This is a genomic window from Chlamydiales bacterium (assembly GCA_031292375.1).
Taxonomy (GTDB): Bacteria; Chlamydiota; Chlamydiia; order Chlamydiales; family VFKH01; genus JARLHF01.
In genome coordinates this window covers 1-25,561 of record JARLHF010000058.1, presented here as the reverse complement: position 1 = coordinate 25,561, position 25,561 = coordinate 1, and the positions used below count along the sequence as shown (strand labels likewise).

General features: G+C 37.6%; 22 protein-coding genes and 1 tRNA gene. 14 read left to right on the top strand and 9 right to left on the bottom strand.

All coding sequences use genetic code 11. The features are described from left to right. Positions 1-146: 146 nt before the first annotated feature. The 3 genes from dnaA to rsmH all read right to left on the bottom strand — a co-directional run bounded on the left by dnaA (position 147) and on the right by rsmH (position 4,034). Positions 147-1,547: a chromosomal replication initiator protein DnaA gene (dnaA, locus tag P4L16_07500; GenBank protein MDR3624965.1), complete on the bottom strand. Its 1,401-nt coding sequence runs from the start codon at positions 1,545-1,547 to the stop codon at positions 147-149. 307 nt (positions 1,548-1,854) lie between these two features. Further along, on the bottom strand, positions 1,855-3,066 hold the full coding sequence (locus P4L16_07495) for a hypothetical protein (protein MDR3624964.1): 1,212 nt from the start codon (positions 3,064-3,066) through the stop codon (positions 1,855-1,857). 26 nt (positions 3,067-3,092) lie between these two features. Further along, on the bottom strand, positions 3,093-4,034 hold the full coding sequence (gene rsmH, locus P4L16_07490) for a 16S rRNA (cytosine(1402)-N(4))-methyltransferase RsmH (protein ID MDR3624963.1): 942 nt from the start codon (positions 4,032-4,034) through the stop codon (positions 3,093-3,095). Positions 4,035-4,124: 90 nt separating this feature from the next. Between rsmH and P4L16_07485 the strand changes: the two genes are divergently transcribed. The 7 genes from P4L16_07485 to P4L16_07455 all read left to right on the top strand — a co-directional run bounded on the left by P4L16_07485 (position 4,125) and on the right by P4L16_07455 (position 10,063). Next, the gene (locus P4L16_07485; protein ID MDR3624962.1) at positions 4,125-4,607 is read left to right on the top strand and encodes a hypothetical protein; all 483 of its coding nucleotides are present in this window, start codon (positions 4,125-4,127) and stop codon (positions 4,605-4,607) included. Between the two features lie 9 nt (positions 4,608-4,616). Continuing rightward, on the top strand, positions 4,617-5,015 hold the full coding sequence (locus P4L16_07480; protein ID MDR3624961.1) for a tetratricopeptide repeat protein: 399 nt from the start codon (positions 4,617-4,619) through the stop codon (positions 5,013-5,015). A 144-nt stretch (positions 5,016-5,159) separates the two neighbouring features. Then, entirely contained in the window at positions 5,160-5,567 is a 408-nt protein-coding gene (locus P4L16_07475) for a hypothetical protein (protein ID MDR3624960.1), read from the top strand. 65 nt (positions 5,568-5,632) lie between these two features. Then, entirely contained in the window at positions 5,633-5,899 is a 267-nt protein-coding gene (locus P4L16_07470) for a hypothetical protein (GenBank protein MDR3624959.1), read from the top strand. Beyond that, positions 5,896-7,896: a penicillin-binding protein 2 gene (locus P4L16_07465; protein MDR3624958.1), complete on the top strand. Its 2,001-nt coding sequence runs from the start codon at positions 5,896-5,898 to the stop codon at positions 7,894-7,896. The genes P4L16_07470 and P4L16_07465 overlap by 4 nt, the downstream gene beginning before the upstream one ends. Next, positions 7,893-9,380, top strand: coding sequence for a UDP-N-acetylmuramoyl-L-alanyl-D-glutamate--2,6-diaminopimelate ligase (locus tag P4L16_07460; protein ID MDR3624957.1), 1,488 nt, complete (start codon positions 7,893-7,895; stop codon positions 9,378-9,380). The genes P4L16_07465 and P4L16_07460 overlap by 4 nt, the downstream gene beginning before the upstream one ends. After that, on the top strand, positions 9,380-10,063 hold the full coding sequence (locus P4L16_07455) for an N-acetylmuramoyl-L-alanine amidase (GenBank protein MDR3624956.1): 684 nt from the start codon (positions 9,380-9,382) through the stop codon (positions 10,061-10,063). The genes P4L16_07460 and P4L16_07455 overlap by 1 nt, the downstream gene beginning before the upstream one ends. Here P4L16_07455 and P4L16_07450 read toward each other — a convergent pair. Beyond that, positions 10,045-10,118: transfer RNA gene (locus tag P4L16_07450), tRNA-Arg, on the bottom strand. The genes P4L16_07455 and P4L16_07450 overlap by 19 nt on opposite strands. A gap of 130 nt (positions 10,119-10,248) precedes the next feature. On the opposite strand from P4L16_07450, the gene gnd reads away from it, so the two are divergent. Continuing rightward, positions 10,249-11,697 carry a decarboxylating NADP(+)-dependent phosphogluconate dehydrogenase gene (gnd, locus tag P4L16_07445; GenBank protein MDR3624955.1) on the top strand — a complete coding sequence of 483 codons (1,449 nt, stop codon included), beginning with the start codon at positions 10,249-10,251 and terminating at the stop codon, positions 11,695-11,697. Positions 11,698-11,764: 67 nt separating this feature from the next. Here gnd and P4L16_07440 read toward each other — a convergent pair whose 3' ends face one another. The 3 genes from P4L16_07440 to P4L16_07430 all read right to left on the bottom strand — a co-directional run bounded on the left by P4L16_07440 (position 11,765) and on the right by P4L16_07430 (position 16,659). After that, positions 11,765-13,696, bottom strand: a complete 1,932-nt coding sequence (locus tag P4L16_07440; protein MDR3624954.1) for a site-2 protease family protein — start codon at positions 13,694-13,696, stop codon at positions 11,765-11,767. Positions 13,697-13,915: 219 nt separating this feature from the next. Then, positions 13,916-15,901: a cation-translocating P-type ATPase gene (locus P4L16_07435; protein ID MDR3624953.1), complete on the bottom strand. Its 1,986-nt coding sequence runs from the start codon at positions 15,899-15,901 to the stop codon at positions 13,916-13,918. A gap of 2 nt (positions 15,902-15,903) precedes the next feature. Further along, positions 15,904-16,659 (bottom strand): VIT1/CCC1 transporter family protein, encoded by a 756-nt coding sequence (locus tag P4L16_07430; protein MDR3624952.1) that lies wholly within the window; start codon positions 16,657-16,659, stop codon positions 15,904-15,906. Between the two features lie 178 nt (positions 16,660-16,837). On the opposite strand from P4L16_07430, the gene P4L16_07425 reads away from it, so the two are divergent. From P4L16_07425 to P4L16_07415, 3 genes are all read left to right on the top strand, one after another. After that, the gene (locus P4L16_07425; GenBank protein MDR3624951.1) at positions 16,838-17,506 is read left to right on the top strand and encodes a hypothetical protein; all 669 of its coding nucleotides are present in this window, start codon (positions 16,838-16,840) and stop codon (positions 17,504-17,506) included. Between the two features lie 64 nt (positions 17,507-17,570). After that, complete coding sequence (locus tag P4L16_07420) at positions 17,571-18,218, top strand: hypothetical protein (GenBank protein ID MDR3624950.1); 648 nt, start codon at positions 17,571-17,573, stop codon at positions 18,216-18,218. Positions 18,219-18,231: 13 nt separating this feature from the next. Beyond that, positions 18,232-19,176, top strand: a complete 945-nt coding sequence (locus tag P4L16_07415) for a hypothetical protein (GenBank protein ID MDR3624949.1) — start codon at positions 18,232-18,234, stop codon at positions 19,174-19,176. A gap of 161 nt (positions 19,177-19,337) precedes the next feature. Here the strand turns inward: P4L16_07415 and P4L16_07410 are convergent, their stop codons facing one another. Both P4L16_07410 and P4L16_07405 read right to left on the bottom strand, forming a co-directional pair. Next, a complete protein-coding gene (locus P4L16_07410; GenBank protein ID MDR3624948.1) occupies positions 19,338-19,937 on the bottom strand; it encodes a hypothetical protein in 600 nt (199 codons plus the stop codon). Further along, the gene (locus P4L16_07405; GenBank protein MDR3624947.1) at positions 19,928-21,229 is read right to left on the bottom strand and encodes a M18 family aminopeptidase; all 1,302 of its coding nucleotides are present in this window, start codon (positions 21,227-21,229) and stop codon (positions 19,928-19,930) included. Before P4L16_07405 ends, P4L16_07410 begins: the two co-directional genes overlap by 10 nt. 97 nt (positions 21,230-21,326) lie before the next feature. Between P4L16_07405 and P4L16_07400 the strand changes: the two genes are divergently transcribed. Genes P4L16_07400 through P4L16_07390 form a run of 3 tightly spaced genes read left to right on the top strand, consistent with a single transcriptional unit; the run spans position 21,327 to position 25,336 of the window. Next, positions 21,327-22,769 carry a TolC family protein gene (locus P4L16_07400; protein ID MDR3624946.1) on the top strand — a complete coding sequence of 481 codons (1,443 nt, stop codon included), beginning with the start codon at positions 21,327-21,329 and terminating at the stop codon, positions 22,767-22,769. Positions 22,770-22,778: 9 nt separating this feature from the next. Beyond that, a complete protein-coding gene (locus P4L16_07395; protein ID MDR3624945.1) occupies positions 22,779-23,738 on the top strand; it encodes an HlyD family secretion protein in 960 nt (319 codons plus the stop codon). Beyond that, entirely contained in the window at positions 23,738-25,336 is a 1,599-nt protein-coding gene (locus P4L16_07390; GenBank protein MDR3624944.1) for a DHA2 family efflux MFS transporter permease subunit, read from the top strand. Before P4L16_07395 ends, P4L16_07390 begins: the two co-directional genes overlap by 1 nt. Positions 25,337-25,561 lie beyond the last annotated feature (225 nt).

Genomic DNA, 25,561 nt, shown 5'->3' with positions numbered 1-25,561 from the left:
TTGTTAAAATTGTCTTTTTTGACATCTTTATCGTTAAATTTTTCAACCATATGTTCACATATGCTTGAAAAATTTATCAATAAATCTACTCAAAAAATTTCAATTTTTCTAAGCAAAGCTAATTATGCAAGAAGTCTAATAAACTTTTATGTTTCGATATTTTGTCGTACCATGCTGATTTGTTTTCTAAGCATTTCATCAGTTGCAGCTTTTTTTTCTATATTTTTGCAAGCATGTAGGAAAGTAGAGTGTGTTCTGCCGTTGAAGTAAGCTCCGAGCATGATTAAGGACTCGCTGATCATTTCTCTTGCAAGATACATGGCAACTTGCCTTGGCAACACAACTTCTTTAGTACGAGAACTTCCTTTAATATCTGAAACTTTAACTTGAAAAACTGCCGCAACACTTTTAAGTATGTTCTCCACGGATATTTTATTTTTAGGCGCTTGTTGTAGCATTTCACGAAGTGTTTGTTCAACTAGTTCTTCCGTAATGTCTAAATTTAGTAGTCTGCATTGGGCACTTAGCCGGTTAAGTGCGCCTTCTAGTTGACGAACATTGCTGTAGATATGCTCTGCAATAAAGAAAAGGACTTTATTGGGGATGTGCATGCCTTTTTGTTCAGCTTTGTGCTGTAGTATTGCAACACGAGTTTCAAGTTCTGGCATTCCTACATGAACGACAAGTCCCCATTCCATACGGGCTACAATGCGTTCAGATAATTTAAGTTGAGAGGGAGGTTTGTCACTCGTGATGACTATTTGCCTATTTTGATTAATTAAACTTTCAAAAGTATTACATAGTTCTTCTTCAAAGTTAAGTCTGCTTTGTAAGAATTGTACATCATCGAGCAGAAAAACATCGGCTTCTCTATAGCGCTTTTTCATCTGATCTACAGATTTATTTCTTAAGTTATCTACTAAGTCATTACAAAACCCTTCTGTTGTAATGCTTTGTATGCGTGTTTTTTTGTGGTGTTCTTGGATATAGTGACCAATTCCATGAAGTAGATGTGTTTTTCCCAGACCAACACCACCATGAATGAAGAGAGGGTTGTAAGACCTTCCAGGTCTGTTCGCAACGCCCATTGCTGCAGATTTTGCAAATTGATTGGATGGGCCTTCAATAAAGGTATCAAAACGGTAAGCATTATTGAGTTTTACATCAATTATGGGTGCAAAATGAATAGAGGCGATCTCTTTTTCTAGGGAAACATGATTTTCAGAAGGCGCTTTTTGAGAAGAGCCTATAGTGAAATTAATAGATGGTTCTCCCGAGGGGTTTACAGGAAGGAAGGCGCGTAAATCATTTTTATAGTTATCTAATAAATATTCTTTTACGAAAACATTGGGAACTTCGAGAGAAATTGTTTCGGCAGACCAATCGATAACGTGAATGGGTGCAAGCCAGTTTTCAAAAGCTGTGGCAGAACAGTTTTTTTTAGCAAATTCTAAAAATTGAGCCCAGTTTTCGCATTCATTAGCACGCTCATTGGCAGATTCAGTAGTATACTCACTAGTACATGTATATTCACCAATTGTTGGCATACTGTGTTTTCCTTTTTGTTTTTGTAAAATTATTTGTCACAAAATTAAAATGCAGGTTTAGGATAAAAGTTGTGAACAATATTTCCACAATAAGGTGTCAGGGTGTTTTATGATCCAGAATCTATCATGTCACAAGGATAGGCTGCAAGAAAATTGTCGATAGCTTACGTTTAATAACATAAATTTCTGCATTAAGTCATTTCTAATTAAGAAGATAAAGTTTTTTTGCGTCACATGAGTTAAATAATTTTTACTTAATGCAGTGTGAGTTTTCCCTTTGGAGAACTCACACGTTAACTCCATTACGTTACAGAGTACAGTCGGAACAAAGATAATGGAGCCTGCCAAAAAGTTTTTTTGATTTGGTGACTTGCATTGTGTCTAAGTGAGCGAGTGTATTGCAAATGGAGCAGTGAACTTTAAGTTCTTCAAGATTTACAAGAAGCCCACGGTCGATAGGTAAGATGGTGATATTATTTTGGAAATCTTTTTGTACTATTTGTTTTAGCGCTCTAACCATTTCAAATCTGTTATCTCCCTCTTTTTTACCTTCAAAGGAACAAAGCAATAAGGGCTTTCGTTTTTCTTTCATTGAAGGATGGGTTAGAAGATCTTGAAAGAGGTTAGATGCGGAAGTAATGCTTTCAGCACCTTGAAGAGTTAAAATCACAAGATCTAGAGGATTAAGTTTACTTGGAAGTGAAAGTGAATTTTTATGATTAGGTGTACAAATCCAGCCGATATGATGAGATGCATGTTTTGTATGTGTTTCTAAAGATATTCCAAGGGGCGTTTTTGCATTGTTATCACCTACTATTGGAAAGTAATTAAGAGTTATATCATTTTCTAGATCTACAGATTCTAATCCATTGGAGTCTATGTAGAATTCAAGGGCATGGATGCAATCTTTTTCTTGTTTAAAGTGCGGAACAAGATAGGTAGAAAGAGCCTTATAGGCACCAGGATGTAGGTAATAAGAGATTAGGTGCAGGCTTTTTTTCAAGTGGTTACATTTTATATTTAGATCGTAAATAGCTTTGATTTCTGAAAAATTGTCTGTCAAGTCATGGGTGACAATGACATAGTCAATTGCATGGATAGTAAGGCCTTGCTCATGAAGTTTTTCGAGAAAATAAGGTCCTGGATTGATTGCAAAGCCTTTATTTTGGATTTTTAAATAAAATCCCCCATTCATTTTTTGATAGTGTTCTGGAAGTAAGTAGTAAGCTAAGTTTTCTCTTGTAGCCTCTTGAGTGTCTTGTCGAGTGGACATGTCCCATCCGTTGAGCACTAGAAGAGAGGGTTGAAGAGCATTTTCTTTGGATTTTGCAAGATAAGCTTTGAGGTGCTCATTTTCGAGCTGCTTGAAGGAGAAGCTAGTTTCTTCATCATTTGAAAAATGAGGCTCTGGGAGCAGCTCTTCTGCTGAGTCTTGCGAATCTGTGAAACTATTTTCTTCTTTAAGACCTTGTAGCCATGCTTCAATATCTTCTGTTGTTTGATTAGTACTATTTAACATGATAAAAAGCTCCTAAGGTTTATAATTTAGATTTTTTCAATGAAGCGCATTTTAGCACTTCTGCTTCTTGGATTGTAAGTTATTTCTTCTTCATTGGCACATATTGGCTTTTTAGTCAAAAGAAGAGCGTTTGCTTTTTGAAATTTATTCGGGTCATAGTCATGTTCTCTTCCTCCTTTATAACCACTTATTTCTCTAAAATAATTTTTAACAATACGGTCTTCAAGACTATGAAATGAAAGAACTCCTAAGATTCCTCCTAGTTCAAGTAAGTCAAAAGCCGCAGGAAGGAATTCTTCAAGAGCTTTGAGTTCTTGATTTACAGCAATGCGCAAGGATTGAAAAACAAGCGTGCAAGGATGTATGGGCTTTCTTGGATTGAAAAAGAGAGTGGTTTTCAAAGCCTTTGTAAGATCTAGTGTGGTGGTAAGTTCTTTTTCATTTCTTGCTTGAATGACCGCGTGGGCCACAAGTTTCCATTTTGGCTCTTCTCCATATTCTCTAAAAATATATTCTAATTCCCTTTGAGGCCAAGTGTTAACAATTTCTCTTGCGGTAAGTTTTTGTGTTTGGTCCATCCGCATATCCAGAGGGCCTTCTTTAGAAAAACTCATGCCGCGCTCAGCTTGATCGAGCTGCATGGAAGATACTCCAAGATCTGCAAAGATCCCAGATATTTTTTTAGGAGAAAAGGGGGTTATAAGTGATTGAATCTTTTGGAAGTTTCCGTGAATTAGATGGGTTTTGTTTGCAAAGGGAGCAAGTCGTTTGGATGCAATTTCTAGTGCTTTTGTATCTTGGTCAATGCCTATGAGGAGTTCAATCTCAGGGTGTTTTTCTAAAAGTGCGCAGGAATGACCTGCAGCTCCAAGAGTTGCATCAATAAAGGTCGTTATTTTTTTCTCTTTAAACTGATGAAGGAACTCGTTGACTAGAATGGGAATATGCGGAAAATGGAAATTAGACATTAAAATGGTGATTGCTTTAAGAACATTAAGGCAGTTTAACACTAGGATGAGAAAAAAGCATGATAAAAAAAGCATAATGGAAAATAAAATATGGTAGAATCTGTAAAAATTTATAGCATTCCGCAAGATGCACACACTCGCTACGCTCATGATACAGAGGCGAGTGAAGGGGCTTTTTCGAGGGATGTTGTTGCATCTTATCTTGCATCTAGTGCAACAACGGTGATGGATAGAGGGCCAAAATATTCTGTTTTTGAGCAGTTATTTTCACTTTCGCCCAAAGGTATTGTTTATAGTGAGTCTCCTCCATCTTTCTTTACACAGTTACGCTCGTCGGTTTCAAAACAGGCTGAAACTCTTTTTGGATCGTTGCAAAATTTAGATAGCATGATGGAAGTTATTCGTAATGTGACGGATAAAGATAAAAAAGATAGACAGCAGGGAGATGAAAAAGAAGATGAAAAGGAAGAAAATGAAAGCTTAAAGTTAACAGATGTTATGCAGCAGCTGAAAATACTTTATAGAGATCGCTCTTTTGTATATTCTAAAATAGGTAGTTTGATTCAAGGGTAAAAGTGATTTATGGCAGAAACTAATTGGTGTGATGTTCTTGGGTGGGGGCCGATGCATTTGCAAGAACTTAGGTTTTCGGGTTTTACATACTTTAAAGAGGGTAAATATGAAATCGCAAAGATTTTTTTTGATGCTTTGACGGTATTAGATCCTGAGAATGCTTATGATAGACGTGTTCTTGGAGCAACATATATGCTTCTTGGAGACCATAATAAGGCTATTAAAGTGTTGGAAGAAGCCATTCAACTGGATTCAACACATCTTGGAGCTCAAATTAATCGCACCAAAGCTCTTTTCTTTCTTGGAAATATCCAAGAGGGATTAGAATCGGCACAAAAACTTATTCATTGTTCAGATAAAGATATTGCCAATGATGCTCAGGCACTTATTTTGGCTTATAAATCTTAAAAACCAATTTTCAACTATGTACAACTAAGAGGAATTCCTGCAGCAAAGGATTCCTCGTTTTGAATAACTCTTTACAAAGATCACCGCAACATGCTACCTTGCCCGGTTTTTGCAATTTTTTAATAAAGACTGGAGGGGTTTTGTATGAGTGGGATTACGGGAGTGAGAATTGACAACGTTTTAAATAACGAGAGATCAGTAAGGGATAATAATGCTTCTTATGGAAGAAGATGTTGGAGGTGGTTGAAGCGTGGTATTTTAGAAATGAAAGTACATAAAGTAGTAGAAGGCCTTGGATATATAAGTAGCGCTGCTTTGGCAGTTTCTTATAATAGCGGGGATCCTTTGGCTGCCTTTAAAATATTTACTATGGGGTCTTCTTGTGCTAATGTTATTGCTGGTGTCATTCTTTCAAAGAGAGGCAGAAATGTTGAAGAGGTAAGAAATGATGAGGGTAGTGTTTGTGATTATATGGTACGCGCATCGCTATTTTTTGTATCGGGCATGGGTTCTGCACTTATATACCCCATTTCCAGAAGCTACGTAACATAAATCTTAGTGTTTTTAATAAGAAGTTTTTATAGAATTCATTTTTAAATTTGTTTGTGTATACGCGGATGTTTATATTCACTAAAATACTAAGTGTTATTGTTATTTGTGGTGTTTTCCTTTTTTCTTATTTAAATCAACATGTGGAGCTTACTAAATTGCGTTTAAGGGTTCCTGCTGTTGCAAGAGAACTTAAAATGATTCAGGAAGAAAATAGCCATTTTCAATATGAAATAGATGTTTTTGAGAGCCCAATTAATTTGATTGAACTTGCAAGAAAGCCAGAATTTAGCTATTTGAAACACCCTAGGCAAGATAAGATAATTGTAAAATGAATACAAGAAGAAAACGCATTGTAGTTGTGGCTATAGCTATTTTTTTCCTCTTTTCTTTGCTTATTGCTCATTATTATAAATTGCAAATTATAGAAAATGAGAAGTGGGCAAAAGAAGCAAGAGGGCAGCATCAAAGAATTGTTCTGGAACCTTTTAAAAGAGGTTCGTTTTTTTCTAATACAGAAATAAAACAAGGGCATCCAGTTTTAAACCAACCCTTTGTATTTGATGTGCAGGCGTTTCATCTCTATATTGATCCATCACAAATTCCTGAATTTGCAAAAAGTGAGATAGCAGACTATCTAAAAGAAGTTTTAGATATTCCTAAATCAGATTGGAGTGAATTTAGATCGGAGTTTGATCGTAAGAGCAGGTCTAGAAAACTTGCTATGTGGTTGGACTTTTCTACCAGATCTGTTATCCAAAATTGGTGGGAGGGTTATGCGCGTAAAGAAAAGATCCTCAAAAACTCTCTTTTTTTTATTGATGATTATCGAAGATCTTATCCATTTAAAAGATTGCTCGGACAGGTTTTGCATACGATTCGAGAGAATAAAGATGAAAAGACTAAAGAAGGGTTGCCCACAGGTGGTTTAGAGTTGCAATTTAATCACCTTTTAAAAGGAAAACAGGGAAAGAGGCTTCTAGTTCATTCTCCAAGAAATCCTCTTGAGCTTGGATCAGTTATAGAAGATCCTGAAGATGGGGCAGATATTTATTTAACAGTAAATCACTGCTTGCAAGCAATTTGTGAGGAGGAAATTGAAAAGGGTGTGAAAAGAGCAAAAGCTAAAAGTGGGTGGGCTGTTATGATGGACCCCTTCACAGGGCAGATTCTAGCAATGGCTCAATATCCCTTTTTTGAGCCTGCTTGTTACCGGGAATATTTTAATGATCCTAGCAAGATTGAACAAACAAAAGTACGTGCGATAACAGATGCCAATGAAATTGGCTCTGTAATGAAGCCATGCACACTTGCAATCTGTTTGCAAGCAAATAAAGAACTTAAAAAACAGGGAAAGCCTCCTCTATTTACTCTAGAAGAGAAAATTGCAACGAGTAATGGAAATTTTCCCGGAAGAAGAAAGCCTATTAGAGATACGCATCTACATTACAACCTGAATGCTTATTTGGCCATTCAAAAATCTTCAAATATCTATATGGGAAGACTTGTAGAGCGTTTAGTTAAAACACTGGGTATTGAATGGTACAGAAATAGTTTGGAAAAGTTTTTCTGTTTTGGAATTAAAACGGGTATAGAGCTTCCTGGGGAAGTGCCAGGATTGCTTCCTAGGATTGGAAGAAAACATCCTAATGGCACGCTGGAGTGGTCTGTGCCAACGCCGTATTCAATTGCAATGGGACACAATATCCAAGCTACAAGCTTGCAAATTCTTTGCGCTCATGCCATTTTTGCAAATGGTGGGTATGCTGTAAAACCAACTCTTGTAAAGAAAATCGTTAAAAAAACAAGAGATGGAAAAGAAATTGTGTTATTAGATAATACTATTAAAAAAGAGCTTGTCAAAGTGTTTGATAGTGATATTGTCGATACTGTTGTACGCGCGATGAAAGCTACAACAAAAGTTGGAGGTACTGCAAGAAAAGCTGATATCTGGGGGTATACAGAAGCTGGTAAAACAGGTACTGCTGAAAAAATTGTAAATGGCACCTACTCCAAAGTGGATTTTTTTTCTAGTTTTATTGGGTTTTCTCCTGTAAAAAATCCACGTTTTGTCTTATTGGTTGCTATTGATGAACCAGAGCCTGTATATATTCCGGGTGTTGGCAAAAATAGTCAGGGTGGAACTTGTGCAGCGCTTGTTTTTAGAGGGATTGGTACGCGCGCTTTAGAGTATCTAGGAGTAACCCCTGATGATCCTTATGGGTATCCAGTAGGAGATCCTAGGTACAATGCTGAAAAAGCGGATTGGTCTTCAGAGCTAAAGGAGCTCAAGATTTTATATGAAAAATGGAACTCTAAAGAAGCATCATGAAACTTAAGGTATTATTTAAAGATATTCCATCTGTTTTAATAAAAGGCTCGAAAGATACAGAAATTACAGGGCTTTGTTCAAATTCCAAATATGTAGCACCAGGGAATTTGTTCATTGCAAAAAAAGGAGCCTCAGATGATGGGCATAAGCATATTACAGAAGCGATTTCTGGAGGTGCTGTTGCCGTTTTAACAGACCTTTATAATCCATTTATTGGTAAAATCCCTCAAATTATTCACTCAGACGTTGCTTCAATTGAGGGAAAGCTTGCCTCTACTTATTATCATGATCCATCGCTGCAGCTACTTACCATTGGCATTACAGGAACAAATGGAAAGACTACGTGTAGTTTTTTGGTAAAGCACTTGCTTGATTCAATAAATATGCCGTGTGGCTTAATTGGAACAATAGAGTATATTGTTGGAGAAACAAGTTATAAGGCATCTCTTACAACACCTGATGTCATTACCAATCATCGGTTATTGAGAGAAATGCTTTCTCACAATTGCAGAGCAGTTGTTATGGAAGTCTCTTCTCATGCATTAGAGCAAAAGAGGGTAGATCAGATTCATTTTGATTGTGCTTTATTTACAAATCTTACACTAGATCATCTTGATTATCATGAAACCATGGAAAAGTATGGAGAAGCTAAAGCTAAACTGTTTTCTCAAATTGGTTTGGGAGCCGTTAAGAAGAGTATTTCTTTTTCAAAGGTTGCAGTGATTAATCAAGATAGTGACTGGGCAGAAAGAATGTATAAAAAATGTTCTGTTCCTATTCTGACATATGGATTTTCTCCAAATAGCTCTATAAGGGCTACAGACATTAAACTAGGGTTGGATAAGACGACATTTTTAGTTCGTTATAAAGATGAGGAGAAGTTATTTTCTTGGGGTCTTACTGGGCGCTTTAATATTCTTAACTGCTTGGCTGTTACATCTCTTGGGCTTTCATTAGGCCTTTCATTAAAGCAGATAGCAGAGATCATGAGTACGGCACGTCCCGTGCAAGGGCGTCTCGAAAAAGTACCAAGTTTGCAAGGTCTCAATATTTATGTAGATTTTGCTCATACAGATGATGCTTTAGAAAATGTTTTGAGTTGTTTAAATGATTTGAAAAAAGGGCGCATCATTACAGTATTTGGATGCGGAGGAAATAGAGATCGCTCGAAGCGTCCAAAAATGGCAAAAGTTGCTGAAACCTATTCTGACGTTATTATTGTAACATCAGATAATCCTCGTGATGAAGAGCCAGCTTCTATTATCAGGGAAATTATTGAGGGGTTTTCGAATAAAGATTGTTTTATGATAGAAGAGGATCGTCGAAAAGCTATTGAAAAGGCGATTCAAATGGCATTTCCTGATGATATTGTTCTCATTGCTGGTAAAGGACATGAAACGCATCAAATAGTATGTCATAAAACAATGGAATTTGATGATCGAGAGGTTGCAAGAGAGATGATTCAAAAGAGAGAAAGTGGTTAATGGTCGTATTAAGAGTTATTATATTTTCTCTTTTGTTATTGTTGCAGTCTTGTGCTTATCACGCTGTCAAGGAGGAGGGTTCTCTATTTTTAGAAAAGCGCCGTACAGAGTCTTTGGGAACTTTTGTTGTTTTAGATCCTGGGCATGGTGGTAAGGATGAGGGGTGTAAATCAAAAAATGGAGAGTGTATTGAGAAAAATTTGGCTCTTAAAACAGCAAAACTTGTTCAGCAATACCTTAAGTCTCAAGGGATTAAGTCTGTTTTGACAAGAAGCTGTGATGAATTTGTTCCTTTAGAGGATCGTGCTAATTTTGCGAACAAAAGAAATGCTCATCTTTTTGTAAGTATTCACTTTAATTCTGCAGAAAATACACAAGCTAAGGGTGTAGAAGTTTATTATGATGATGAAAATACATGTAGAGCTGAGCAATCCAAAATACTTGCGCGTATATTGCTTGCAAAGGTGATAGATTACACAAAAGCACCTTCTAGGGGACTCAAAACGGAAGATCTAAGGGTTATTCGAAAAACAATCATGCCCGCAGTTCTAGTAGAACCTGCTTTTTTAAGCAATCCTCAAGAAGCTCTTAAGTGTAAGGATCCAAAATATCAAGAGGCCATAGCAAGGGCAATCGCTGATGCTATTGAAGAATATGTAAGAAATGTCCCCGGCGCGAATTGAACGCACGACCTGTTGCTTAGGAGGCAACCGCTCTATCCAACTGAGCTACGGGAACAAAAGATTTCACAAATTCTATATCAAGGCTTCAGTTGAGCTCAAGTAGAAAGAAAAATTGATATTATATAGCTGTTTTATATATACACAAATAAGTTTAAGAATTGGTTTTTGATTGTAAGGAGTTTTTTATGGCACAAGCAGATATTGGTCTTATTGGTCTTGCTGTAATGGGGCAGAATCTAGTTTTAAATATGAATGATCATGGGTTTACGGTTGCTGTTTTTAATCGTACAGTTGAGAAGGTAGATACCTTTTTACAAGGCCCTGCAAAAGGAACAAAAGTTATTGGTTCCAAGTCACTTAAAGAGCTTTTTGCGAATTTAAAACGTCCTCGAAAAGTAGTGTTTTTGGTAAAAGCTGGGTCTGCTGTTGATGATTTGATCAATGAGTGCCTTCCCTACCTTGAAAAGGGGGATTTAATTATCGATGGGGGTAATAGTAATTTTAATGATACTAACAGAAGGGCTGAAGAACTTGTTGCTAAAGGTATTTTGTTTGTTGGTAGCGGCGTTTCTGGTGGAGAAGAGGGTGCAAGGCATGGCCCTTCATTAATGCCAGGTGGCAATCCAGAGGCATGGCCTTTGATTAAAAACATATTTCAATCTATCTCTGCAAAAGCAGATGGTGCTCCTTGTTGTGATTGGGTAGGAGATGGAGGTGCTGGTCACTATGTTAAGATGGTTCATAATGGTATTGAATATGGAGATATGCAGCTTATTGGAGAAGCCTATAATATCATGAAGTATGCTCTTGGTCTTTCTAATGAAGAGCTTGCCAAGGTGTTTACAGAGTGGAATAAAACCGAATTAGATAGCTACCTTATTGAGATTACGAGTCATATTTTCTCATTTAAAGATACAGATGGAAAGGTTTTGCTAGATAAAATATTAGATGTTGCTGGTCAAAAAGGTACTGGAAAGTGGACAGGTATCAATGCTCTTGATTTAGGTATACCTGTAACACTTATTGCAGAAGCTGTTTTTGCAAGATGTTTAAGCGCTCTTAAAGATGAGAGAGTAGAAGCATCTAAACAGATTAAAGGGCCTCAAGTTATATTTACAGGAAATAAGCAAGAGATGATAGAAAATATCCGTCATGCGCTTTATGCATCTAAGATTATGAGCTACGCCCAAGGTTATATGCTCATGAGGGAAGCTGCAAAAGAGTATCATTGGAAGCTGAATTATGGTGGTATTGCTCTCATGTGGAGAGGTGGTTGTATTATTCGTAGTCGCTTTTTGGGTAAGATTAAAGAGGCTTTTGACAAAAATCCCAATTTGAAAAACTTACTTTTAGATGATTACTTTAAAGGTGAAGTGCAAAAAACTCAATTAGGTTGGAGAAAGACTGTGATGTTTGCGGCAGAGCATGGTATTTGGGCTCCTTGCTTTAGCACAGCATTGTCCTTCTATGATGGCTTTAGAACAGAGATCCTTCCAGCTAATTTGACTCAGGCTCAACGAGATTATTTTGGTGCACATACTTATGAGCGCATAGATAAGCCAAGAGGTCAGTTCTTCCATAGCAACTGGACTGGAACGGGTGGAAACGTTAGCTCTTCTTCTTACAACGCATAAAGAATACGTGGATATTACAAGTTTTTCACTAGCCCTCTTGCAAGAGGGCTAGTGGTGTTGCTTGTTCTTACAATCTCATAAGATCGAAATAAGTAACAAAGATCAAAAAGCCAATTAAAAGTACGACAAATGGGATGATGATGCGCTCTAATGTCTTTGGCTTTACTTTTCTTCCTGTAATCATTTCGAAGAGGGATATGAGGATATAGCCCCCGTCGAGAACAGGTATGGGCAGAAGGTTTAGAAACCCCAAGTTGATGCTGATAGCTGCAATCCAAAAAAGAGCCTCGTTGATGCTTACACTCCAACCATGTTGAATAACGCGTACAATCCCAACAGGACCGCTTAACATCTTGGGGTTGATGTAGCCAGAAACAAGAGCTACAAGTGTGTGCCATGTCTCTGTAAAGACATTTTCAAATAGAATAAAAGGGTTTGGATTGTAGTTAACTTTCACATCCTGTAAACCTATTCCAAGCCTTAAAGTTTTGAGGCCATTTTCAAGGCGTTGCAGGTCATTGATTCTTTTTTGCGGATCATTTATTTCATTAATGGCTTTTCTTGCCTGTAATATTTGCGCCGCATATTGTGCTTTTTGCTCGTCTGTAAGGGCGAAATTTTGTTCTGTTTTTGGAGTTACAGGATTTAAAAGGGCAAGTTCTTTGTATGTGGTGATGGGAGAGCCATTTGCAACGAGATCTGCCATTTCATTGACGTCGTGGACAAGTGGAACTTGGTTGAAAAATTTGTCAGCAATTTTCCACGAAGGGTTCTTTTCACTTTTGAAGTTTTTTTGGACGATGACAAGAGCTTCTTTAGTTTGAAGAGCACTCAATAAATCCGCTGCACTTGTCACAGGTGTTTTGCCAACGGCTATAATTTTATCGCCCTTTTCCAGAGATGTATCTACGGAGGAAAGTGCTTTTATTTTGGAGAGATGGGAACTTGTTTCGGGGTCGATAAAGTTGAGCCTATCTTCAACAACACAATCTATTGTTAGACTATAGGGTACGAAATAGAGCGAAGAAAATTTATCTTTAAGTTTTGCAAGATATCGCCAATCAGAAAGTTCTTCCTTCATGTCACTATTTAATCTGAGATCAGAGATAGGAATTCTTGGTATTTTTGCAAAAAAGCGCTTGCCTGCGCGCTCAACAGATAGTAAAATTTTTGGTTCATTGATGAGAAAGCTAATTTCTTCTTGAGAAAAGACTAAGCTGCCATCTACCCATACGATGCGATCGCCATATTCAATACCGCTATTCTGCATGGGAGATCCACTGGGAAGAGGGTTCTCTTCATTATTTGGAAAACGCTCATAGATGAGAAAGCTTGCAGGACTTAAAATCCCATAAGTACGAAGGCCATCTGCGCCATTTTTGAGAGGATAGGGGGATATAGTATATTGAAAAGGCGTCATTTTAAGATTTTCTTTGCTTACATTAAAGCCTTTCAACGTAAGTGGTTGATCGCTGAAGAGGCCTGCAAACACCAAGTCCTTAATACCTTCATAAGGAGTATTGTTGTAGCTTTTCAAGATGTCTCCTGGACGAAGCCCATCTTCGTAGACTTGTGAGCTTTGATCTACCCAACCAATGTATTGAGTAAATTCGGAAAAAAGCTTTTCTCTTCCCCCGCTCATCCAGATGACTACAAAGATGAGGAATGCTAAAATGAGGTTTGCAAGGGGGCCTGCAATGGCAACTTTGAGGCGATCAAAAGGCTTTGCTCCAAAGTAGCTTCCAGGAACATCATTGTTGGCATTTTTTCCAAGGTCTGCACCTGCTATCTTGACATAGCCACCAAAGGGAAGCCAACCTATCTGCCATTTCACGCCTTTTCTTGTCCAAGAGTAAATAGGACGTCCAAAACCTATACTGAAAACTTCTACATTCATTTTAACTTTAAGTGCGACCCAGTAATGCCCAAATTCATGAATGAATACAAGTATGCCAAGGGCAATAAATGCAAAAATAATTTGAATAACCGTTTCCATCATCAGTAACCTTATGTTCCAGGAATTTTGTTCTAAGCTGTTCTAATTTTTCTCTCACAGGATATCAGGTTATCCTTATTATTTATACACAAACAAGTTCAAGATCAGAGAAATTCCCGCTGCAAGAATTTCTGGAAAAAATTTAAAAATCATTATGGCATCGAATTCTCTTGGAAAATTTATACACAAATCAATTCTTGAACCTGTTTTACTGGTCTTGCTTTAAGACTTGAGCAGGCGCAAGCTGTTTAGGCCGACGAGTACGGTTCCACCCTCATGCAAGATGACAGCAAGCCACAGAGGAACAATGCCAAAGAGTGCTGGAATGGATGCAAAAAGAATTGCGGCAAAGGCAACGCATACATTTTCTAAGATAATACGCTTTGTTGCATGAGATTTTGCAATAAGAAAGTCAAGAAGTTCGATGTTGTCATGTAAAAGTACGATGTCGGATGCATCAATGGCCGTTGTACTTCCTACTTTTCCCATTGAAATGCCAACAGTTGCTCTTGCAAGGGCTGGTGCGTCGTTGATGCCATCACCAATCATGGCAAGATTTGAGTCTTGTGAATATTTGCTTACAAGAGAAAGCTTTTCCTCTGGAAGTAGTTCAGAATGTACTTCATCGATGTTAAGCTCTTTAGCAACGGCAAGTGCGCTTGCTTTATGATCACCTGTTAGCATGACAAGGCGTAAAGAGAATTTTGTTTTTAGTGTTTGAATGAGCTCTTTTATACGAGCTCTTGGTGTATCTTTAAATTGTAAGAGGATAAGATCATCATTAATTTTGAGTACTGCAAGTAGGTTACCCTCTTTTTTACAGCGCATATTTTCTTCTTCAAGAACAAGTTTACTTGCATTATTGAGAGATTTTAGAATGTGCTCTGCTTTCCCAATATATACAGCAAGTAATTTGCCGTGAAGATTAACTGTTCCTTCAAGACCATAGCCTGGGATAGATTTATATTCTGAAATGGGCAATGGGGTAAGCTTTTTTTCTTGAACATAGTTGCAGACAGCCTTTGCAACAGGATGGACAGCATTTCTTTCGAGGCTTAGTGCAATGCGAAGAGCATTTTGAAGGTCAGCTTCTGAATAATTTTGTAGTGGCTTTATATGGGATAGAGAAAGCTCTCCTGTTGTAAGAGTGCCTGTCTTGTCGAATGCAATCATTTTGCAGCTTGCAAGGGCATCGAGGATGATGCCTCCTTTTAGCAAAATACCTTTTTTTGCGCATGCACTAATTGCGCTTAGGTAGCCAATGGGAATTGCAATTACTAAAGCACAAGGTGAAGCTGCTATCAAAAAAGTAAGTGCTCTGTAAATAGATCCTTCAACACCAAGGAAGGGTATGGAGAAGAATAAAGGCAGAAGTCCTGCAAAGAAAATGGAGAGGAGAATAATAGTTATGGCATAGCCGTGGCTTAATTTATCGATCCAGCGCTGTAATGTGGGTCTTGCCTCTTGTGCTTGCGTAATGAGTGTAATCAATCTTGCAAGCGTGGATTCTGTGCTTGTATGAGTAATTGTGATAACTAAAGAGCCTTCTAAATTTCTAGCACCTGCTGGTACATTATCTCCTACTTGCTTGAGTACAGGTAAATTTTCTCCTGTAAGGTGTACAAGGTTTACGCTGGAAATGCCTTCCATGACAGTTCCGTCGAGTGGTACAACCTCTCCTGATTTTACAAGGATTTTTGTACCCACTAGAATATCCTTGACAGAGCGCTCAAAAATAGTGCCATCTTCAGCCACAACAAAAGCCTGTGGAGGAGCAAGTTCTCGTAAATTGCTAAGAGCGCTCTTTGCTTTTGCAGTAACTGTTTCTTCAATAGATCCAGACAAAGAAAAAAGTACAAGTAAGAGTCCTCCTTCCATGCCACTACCAATTAATATAGAAAGAAAGGCTGCAAGTGTCATGAGAACGTCAATATTGACGATTAAGTTAGATAGATCCTCTATCGAATTGATAAGAGAGGGAATGCCCGCTAAAAAATAGACAAAGGTAAGAAGCAAGTAAGCAATTGCAAAACTATCTATTTGATAGAAAACGAAGGATGCTCCTAAAAAAAAGGCTGCTGTTATAGATGCTTTGAGAGGAAGGTGTCTGCCCCATCTTTTGGATTTTAAAGTTAAAAATGGGCTAATGCTTTCTTCTAGGCCAGATTCGATAAACTCGTTAAAAAAATAGGGGGAAGGTTTTGTCATTGTCATTGAGGATGGACTATTTTTAATACAAAATAAACAATAGAAAGAGCAAGGGCCGCAATACCAAGGCTCCAAATACAAGCTGAGATCATGCGATTGTTTTCATAATAAGCTGCAAATAGGGCGGCTGCTCCCATAATGATAAAAGTTGTAAAGATAAGTGACAGAGGTGGTAGAAAAAATAGAGACAATGCAGATAACCCTATAGCAATGCTTCCGCCGATAAATGCACCGAATGCCTGTTTGAGAGGATGCTCATGCGTTCCAAGAGATAGACCCATCTCTTCTTCTAGCATGATTTTTAAAAGACGCTCCTCATCGGCCATTAGAACATCAACAACTTGTTCTAATAGTGGTCCTTGAAAACCTTTTTTTGAATACAATGCTCTTAATTCTTCTCTTTCTTGATTTCTGTGATGCTCAATTTCATAATGCTCTTGTTTTAAGCTGCGGTGGAGTCGTTCTAAGTGAGCCCAACCAATCCATGCACACCTTCCACAGTATCCTATAAGCGTTCCTAAAGAGAAAAGAGCAAGAATTGTAAGTGTGGTTTGAAATCCAATCTGAAGATAGGCGCAGATGGTATAGAGCAAAACGATGAGAAGAGAGATATACCTTGCAGTATCTGTTGCTGCAAAAATATGACTTGCAAGTTCTGCACTATGTGGCTCGCAAGCTGTATTTTTCGCTTTCGTTTCCAATATATGTTGAAGGGGATCTTTTCCCGCAAAGTGAGAATATTCTGCTGGTTTTTCCATGAAATAGAATCTATAAATTAAGTTCGTGTATACATTACCAATTCTCCTCCTGCCCTGTCAAGTTTTCACGATAGATCAGCAATTCCCTACTATGGGAATTACTCTTAAAATTTAAAGATTGTGTAAAATTAACAGAGTCTTTATATTGTGTTTTTATCAAAGGCCTTAGGAGGTAGTTATGACGGTTGTTCCTTATCAATATCAATCAACAATTGCAACAACTTATCAGGGGCAGCATCTGTCTTGGCTTGAAGAGCATAGCGAAGCTATCAATCCGACTCTTTATCCAATTGTTTGGACCAAACCGCAATTTTCTAAACTTCTCAATGGGCGGCGTGTTTTTAAAATTTTAGAAGGAAACGCGATTGAGCCATCTGTAAGAGCAAATTTGCCAAGGCAAAATCTTTGTGAACTAGCAATGCGTCTGGATAAGGTAAGTCGTGAATGTTTATTAAAGTACAAAATTATGCTTATTGAAGCTGTTGAGGCAGATAAGAAAAAAATTGAAGCGTTAGAGAGAATGCCTGCCTATGAAGGCTCTTTGGCAAGTGCTCGAACAAAGGTAGCATGCTTGAGCCTCGCATTTTGGCGATGGTGTCGGAGGCATCATTACAAGGTAGTTCAACCCGAAGGTTGTTGTCATAGAATAACGTGTCTCAAGAAAATAAGTAGTCTTGAGGGAATAAGAATCAATAATCTGAAACAGGATATTGAAATAGCTGCTCAAGAAATAGGACAGAGTACCGACAAACAGGACCTAGTGGCATTAGAGCAATTAAAAAAAATATATTGGAATGAGTTTAAGAAGCGTCCAAATGGCGTTGTTATAGACAAAGAATTAGAATAGGCTTCTATACACAAACCAAGTCTTGAACTTGTTTGTGTATAAACCAAAAGTGGAGGATTCTTAAATGTTGAATGTACAAGAAAATAGTAGCTTAAACACTTATTATTCACCAATTGCAGCGTCAAATACTGCCGCTTCAGATATGACTTCTAATAGTCCTATTTATGCTTTGTTAGGGTTGTTAGGGATTGTGACCACGATATTTTTGGTAATAAAACATGAGTCAGTAGTTGCTTTTGGAAGGAAATGCATAGCGGGAATAAAAAATATACTTCATATTAGAACACCTAATCATCAAGATACAACAGCTTCTTTGATAGCAGAAGAGATTATACCTGTAAGAGCATCAGCCTCTTTAAGTGAGGATGAGCATATACGCAAGCATTGCTTAGAATTAGATAGGTTAAGCTGTGCTATCAACAGCTTTGACTCTTTTGTAAAAAGTCATCCTGATTTGTTGGCGCTATTTAAAAAATACATGCTGGAACATGAAGATGCAATTGCTATGCATCCTAAAGAGCCAAACAATGTAAGTCTTTTGGTTTCTCTGCAAATACGTTGTTGTCATTTGGAACATCGCATTAATGAGCGCATAGTGTTTGTACAGAGCCACGAAGAAGTAGCCAAATGCTTGAAAGGGCATTTATGTACCATCGCGGAAGATTCTTTGTTGGAATTTCGCAAATGTTTGTTACCTGCCTTAAATTCATAAAAGGAGTGTTATTATGAGTGGTAAAGTGTCAAGCGGATCTGTATCACAGTATCCACCTCAGCCATATTCTAGTCAGCAAGCTGCTAAAAAAACAGAAAAGCAAGGAGCTGTGAGCTCTCATGTCCCCTTTGCTGCTTTAAATTCTCATACTCATTATCATCCTTCTACTGTAAAACCTATGATGGCTTCCTCTGGAAGTACTAGTACAGGTTTTGATGTTGCTCATAGTGTTTCGACAGCTAAGGAAGTTGTTGCAGCTGCAGTGGCGTTTACCGAATTGCACGAGCTTAGCCACATGGAAAAAGAGGGAAAAGCTACTTGGCGTGAAAGAGTTACAAAAGGAGTTGTGCCTGTAGCTGAGATTGGGCTGGTTGGTGTTGCTATAGGTGGTGCTATACTGGGAGCTCCTTTAGCTGTTACTGTTGCTACAGTCGCTCTTTCAGCAGTTAGTATTGTTAAAGGGGTATTTCAAATAGCTCATTGGGCTTCATCAGAAGGAGAGCCTCCTTTAAGTGCCGGTGAGCGTATACACAAGTATTGGGTGGAATTACGTAGTTTAGAATCTGAAATTAAAGGTCTTTGTAAATTTATCCAAGAATTTCCTGATTTAGTAATGTTATTTGCAGCATACATAAAAAAAGATGGAGATACAATTGCTAAGTGGCCATTAGAAAAATCTAGTGAGAATAGTTTAGTCTCTTTACAAGTGCGTTGTGCTTGTCGAAAGCATCAGATGAATGAGATTATATTATTTATTAATAGCCACGAAGCAATCAATACATGCGTGAGAAAGCATTGGTGTTCTCCTGGAGAAAGTTGGTCACAATTTTGTCATAGATGGGGACATGATGTTGCGTCTGAACCTGAAAAAGAGATGGACATGGGGGAAGTGATGAGCTTGCTCTTGCAATCTCAATTCGAGCCTCTCAAGCCACTTAAAGATGGGCCTGTTCATTAGACTTCTTGCGTAATTACATTTGCTTGTTAAAATTGTCTTTTTTGACATCTTTATCGTTAAATTTTTCAATCATATGTTCACATATGCTTAAAAAATTTATCAATAAATCTACTCAAAAAATTTCAATTTTTCTAAGCAAAGCTAATTATGCAAGAAGTCTATTAACGCGAGTTTAATTCTGCTAGAAAATGACTTATATTGATGGCAAGAGAATTGATGTGTTGTTTAATGAGCTTTTGGCCATCTGTGGATGCAAAGTCGGAAACAATCTTCCAAAGAGAGCAGGGCTTGTTTGCAAGGGATGCAGCATAAGCAATGCCGTAGCCCTCCATATCTACAAGATCGTAGGTTAGTGCAAGATTTTCTTTGATTTGAGGATTGTGGATAGGATAATCAGAAGAGATTAGATGAGCACCTTGTTCTTTTATATTGAGACTGGGATGGGCTTGTTGACTAAATGTTTTACTATGGGAGTCTAATTCTTCTGGAAAATGTAGCCATTTACTTGCACTTTGTATGGAAAGAAGCGAGCCTATCTCATAGTTTTTTTTGAGAGCCCCTGCAAGGCCAAAATTCCATACCTCTTTGCATTCTGTTAAGTGATGCATTGTTCTTGCGGAAGCTGCTATGGAGCCAATGCCTGTTATCACGATTCGTCCTTTTTCAAAGAGGTAACATTCGTTTTCTTTTGAGTAAAACGCTTTTAGAACGTCTATAGAAGGACTTGCCTCTTGAATGGTTGCAAAGGTAATTAAAAGCAAGTAGGTACTTCCTCGTCTAAAAGTGATTGTAATAACGTACAGAGATATTCGTAATCTTTTATAGCGATGATTTCTCTGCTTGAATGCATGGAGAGCTGGGGTATACCGATATCCACTGTTTTCATGCCATTTCTATTTGCATGAATAGGCCCAATCGTAGATCCAGAGGGAATATCTGTTCTGCTAACAAATTTTTGTACAGGTATTTTCTTTTGTTTGCAAAGATCGATGATAAGAGCTGCTGATAAAGCATCTGTTGCATAGCGCATATGGGCGTTATTTTTAATAGCGATGCCTTCTCCTAAAAGAAGAGGATGTCTTGGTTCATGTTTAGTAGGATAATTGGGATGTACAGCATGAGATACATCGATAGATACACAAAGAGAATTGGCTTTTATGATACTTTGTTCTTCGAAAGAGAGTTTTAAAAGAGCATAGATCCTGCCTAATGTATCGCTTAGAAAGCTAGAACCTGCTCCTTGCGCAGTTTTTGAGCCAATTTCTTCGTTGTCCCAGAACAAAGCCATTTTGATAGTCTCTTGAGAGGGATTTTTTTGAGATGTATGAATCAGTGAAGTAAGTGCTGCTTGGGCACTTACTAGATTATCCAGGCGATAGGATGCTATCATTTCTTTATTTTTTCCAAGGAAGGAAGGAACTTGTAAGGGGTAGAGAAAAAGGTCGTGACTCAGAATAGGTTCGTTTTTAATAAATGGATTTAATATCTTTTCTAGATAATTTTCAGAGGACTTATCATCGAGTGCCATAATTGCAGAAAGGTGGTCTTGTTTATTTAAAATAAGACCCTTTTCATTGACATCTCGGTCTAAATGGACAGCGAGTTGCGCAATCATACAAGGGGCATCTGTAATATTTACAATGTGAGAAGAGAGGGTATTATTTTTTTTTGTTACGACTCTGCCTGCAATTCCAAGGTCTCGATTTAACCAAGAAGAAAGAAGAGGTTCTCCATAAACTTCAACTCCAAAAAGGATATAGTTATTTACGCGAAATTCAGCATTGGGTTTTAGCTTGAGAGCTGGACTATCTGTGTGCGTACCAAGGAGTAGGCTCTTTTGAGGTTTTTTTTGGGGAGTTATGAAAGCACAAAGTGAGGATCCATTTCGTGTCACAAAGTATTTATTCTCAGGGTTGATTTTCCAAATATCATTTTCTTTAAGCTCAACAAAACCAGAGCTGAGAAGTTCTTTAGAGATATATTCTACAGAGTTCCAGGGGGTAGGAGATTTTAGAGAACAAAAGAGGTCATCGACAAGGTGTTTTTTAGGCATTTTTAAAATTCTTTAAGTTGTTGTGGTACATAATAAAATATAACTTTAAATTTTTTTAGAAGTTTTGTAGTGTGATGTGTTTGGTTTAGGTTCCCTTATGATAATGAAACTTTGCTTGTTTATCAATCTACTCTTTTTTTCGGTATTCTTACATGCCATCCAGGTTAATTCAGCTCCAAAGCTGTGTTTAAGCTTGTGTGAAGCTGAAAAAATAGCATTAAAAAATAATCAGCAAATAAAGGCAACAGAGCAACTCTTACAGAAGGCTAGAGAGGGGAATTTGGAATCATTTTCCAAGTGGTTTCCAGAATTACAAGCTTCGAGTGATGCTTATCGTACACAATTTAATCAGCAGCCCATACTTAATTCACGCGCTTTGTTTTTAACGCAACTCACACTTACTCAGTCTATTTTTTCCCTAGAGCGCTATTACAATGTAAAGATTTCTGAGCTCTATGTACAGCAGCTTTCATTGCTTTTACAAGCAGCTCAAAATGATACGCTTTTACAAGTGAGGGAAGCTTATTATCAAGTGATTTTAGACCAGGATAATATAGCAACAGCTAAAGAGAAGGTAGAGCTTTTAAGACAGCTTGCAATTCAGATGGAAGGTAAGTATAGAATTGGCGAGGCAATCCTTTATAATGTCAACCAGAGTAAAGTAGCAGTTGCTAATGCAATGACCTTTTATTATCAAACTTTAAAGCAATTTAAAATTGATATAGATGTCTTGGTAAGAGTTCTTGGATATGATCCTGGAACGCTTTGTGTGGATTTAGAAGAAAGGGAAATTCCTATCTATTCTATTCCATTGATCGCGTGTAAATTGCATTCAGTTGAGCAAGTCATCAATATAAATGGTGGACAAGAAGATCAATTTATTTTTCAGCCTGGTTTTCCTGAAATAGAAGAAAGACGCATGTATCGCCTTTTTTCTTCAGAAGAGATGTTTTCTTGGGAGCAAATTGCAAATGAAAAGAGGCCAGATATTAGGCTGGGAAGGAATTTTATTAGCATTGCAAAAGAGCAGATAAGAAATCAGCAAGCTGAATATTATCCAACAGTTGATTTGATTGGAAATTATGGCGGGTTTCCAACGCCTTATGTGCCTTATCCAAGAAATGTGTTTTTTGAGCAGTCTTTTGGATGGGGTATTGGTCTAGAGCTAAACTGGCTTCTTTTTGATAGTTTTGGAAGGGAATATCGAGTAAGTCAGGCAAAGTCGCAAGAGAGAGCTACTGCTTTTAATTATCAAAAAACGGTATTTGATGCCCATGGTGATGTAAGAAGTCAGATTTATCAAATTGAAGAAGCTGTTGCAAGTTATGTGACAGCAAGGGCTAATGTCTTGCTTGCAGAGCAGCTTTTGATTGAAGCTAAGCAGCAGATGGATATTGGTTATATTACGGTGTTTGATTACCAAATTTCTGTAGATGCGTTGATACAAGCAAGAAATACAAGAGATACTGCGGATTTTAATTTGATCGTTGCCTATTATAGTTTAAGGCATGCCTCAGGAATAGATGTAAACTGTTATTAAGAGGATTTTGTGGAAGAGGAAGTTGTAAAGAAAGAAGAACTGGAAAGCCAGCCTAAGAAAAAAGGTAGGGGCTGGAAGTGGGCTGGAATTATCCTTATCCTTATTATATTATGCATTGTTGGAAAGTATGCTTGGAACCAGTTTACTTTATATGTCAGAACGAATGATGCATTTATTGATGGCTACTACGTATCTGTAAGCCCTGATATTTTAGCAAGAATTATCTCGCTAGAAGTAGATGAAGGAGATTTTGTAGAAGAAGGACAACTTCTTGTGCAGTTAGATGAATCTTTAATTCGCCCTGAAAGAGATACAAGAAGTGCAAATGTTGCAAGTCTTGAGGCGAGTTTGCGATTGAAGATTGTAGAAAGACAAAAGATTTTAGATGATTATGAGCGTGGCAAACGCGGTATTAGGGATCATATCATTACAGCACAAGAATTCGATCATTTGCAAAAGGATTTTGAGGCAGCAGAAGCTGATGTGCTTCTTGCACAAAAGAACATTGAGCTTGCAAAGAGGCAATTAGAAGAGTTGGAAGCTCTTTTGTTGCATACAAAGATTGTAGCTCCAAGAAGAGGAATGATCGCTAAGAGATGGGGACTTGCGGGCGATGTGCTTCAAAAGGGGCAGACAATATTTTCTCTTTATGATTTAGATAACATTTGGGTCCTTGCTAATTTGCAAGAGACAGATATTAGTGGTGTTAAGATTGGAAGCCACGTAGAAATTAGCGTAGATGCCTATCCTGGGGTTACTTTTACAGGTGAAGTATTTGTAATTAAAGGAGCTGCAGCATCTCAATTTTCTTTTATCCCACAAGATAATGCAACAGGAAATTTTACAAAGGTGGCTCAAAGGGTGCCTTTGAAGATATCTATCCATCCTCCAAAACAAGAAGAAGGGAAAGAAGTTTATTATTATTTATTTCCTGGAATGTCTGCAGAGATTAAAATCAGGGTTGAATAATGTCGTTTTTTCAAGAGCGCCTTAACTGGAGAAACCCCAAGGTTATATCTGAGAGTAGTCCTTTAAAGCGCTGGATTGTTTTGTTTGTAATTATTGCAGCAACTTTACTTGCAATTGTTTCTGCAACAGCTACAGGTGTTGCAGACTCCACAATTAGTGGCGCACTAATTATTGATAGCTCTTCCTCAACATGGATATCCACGGCTTACCTAATGGCGATAGGTATTTGCCTGCCTCTATCTGGATGGAGCGCTGAGAGGTATGGATTAAAAATCATTTTTTTTATGGGTTTTGCCATTTTTATATTAGGATCATTGCTTGCAAGTTTATCATTTAACTTTACATCTCTTTTGATGTGTAGAATTTTAGAGGGTGCAGGAGCAGGTCTTCTTTTTCCTATTAGCTTGACAATTGTCTCCAAAGAATTTCCAAAGCAATTGCTCTCTGTTGCTATTTCTCTTTATATGGCGCTTGGTTTTGGAATAGGCCTTGCAGCAGGTTTTGCAGTGGGTGGGTATTTTGCCCAATTTTGGGTGTGGCAATCGATTTTTTTTATTAACGTGATATGTGGCATTCCTACATTAATGGCTGTATGGTGTTTTTTTACAGAGTCGGAAGCTAAAAAAATGCCAGCTTTTGATTTTTTGGGGTACTTCTTTTTTGCAGTATTCCTTATCAATTTATTAATCGTTGTTAACTCAGCAAAGCAGCCTTGGAATACAGAAGGATGGACTTCTAATTTTATTCTTACAAGTAGTGCTCTTGCTTTAGTGAGCCTTATTATCTTTATTTGTATTGAGTTAAAAGCAAAAAACCCAGCTATTGATCTTAGACTTTATAAAATCACTCCATTTATTACAGGCAGCCTTGCAATTGGTGTTCTTGGTATTACATTATTTGGGACTGTGAGCTTTTATCCTGGTTTTTTAGAAGATCAATTGCACTATGACAAGTCAAAAGCAGGTCTCTTAATGATCCCTTTTGGCTTAATTGTAGGGGCTGTAGGATCAGTTAGTGGAATGCTTACTAAATACGTTAATGTGAAGATCTTAAGTATTTTGGGTTTGGGTCTTTTGTGCCTGAGTTGTTTTATGAATATGTCAATTACTCATTATAGCGACCAGTGGGATATTGTTACTGTTTTGCTTGTAAGGGGTTTTGGAATTGGTATTTCTATTGGGCCCATTACGGCTCTTGGTTTGAATAATGTTCCGCGTGAGATTTTGGGGCAAGGAACCTCTATGATTACGTTTGCAAGGCAGATTGGAGGCGCTTTTGGTGCAAGTTTAATGAGTGTTGTCGTTGTTGATCGCAATGAGTTTCATAGGCAAATGTTTGGAGCATCTGTCAATTATTATTCTGCAGGGTTTCAAAAAGTTCTTGGAGGCATTCAAAGCCATATTGCCAGTATGAAGGGTAAAACGGATGCAGGAGCCCTTGCAGAGTCCAAAAGGCTCATCTCAGAAAATTTGCTTGCGCAAGCACAAATTGCAGCAATAGATGATTCTTATTTCTTGATTGGTTGGACGCTTGCCATTATTAGCATGGTACTTATCAGCATAATGCTCACAGTCTATTTTAAGAGTAAGCCCGCCTAAGAGTCTCTTGACGTCTATTATGAATCAAATTATTTTAAAGAAAAATTAAGATTTTATTTGGATAATTTAAAGAAATGATGTAGTGTGTTTTGAGTGCAAAAATTGCTCAAGGTGCTTCATGAGATATTCGCTTCTTCTACTGCTCTTATGCTTTAAGGTCATTTTGGGTGCACAAGAAGCTTCTCTGCAAGATCTAGAAGGGATGCAAGAAGCCCTTTCCATATC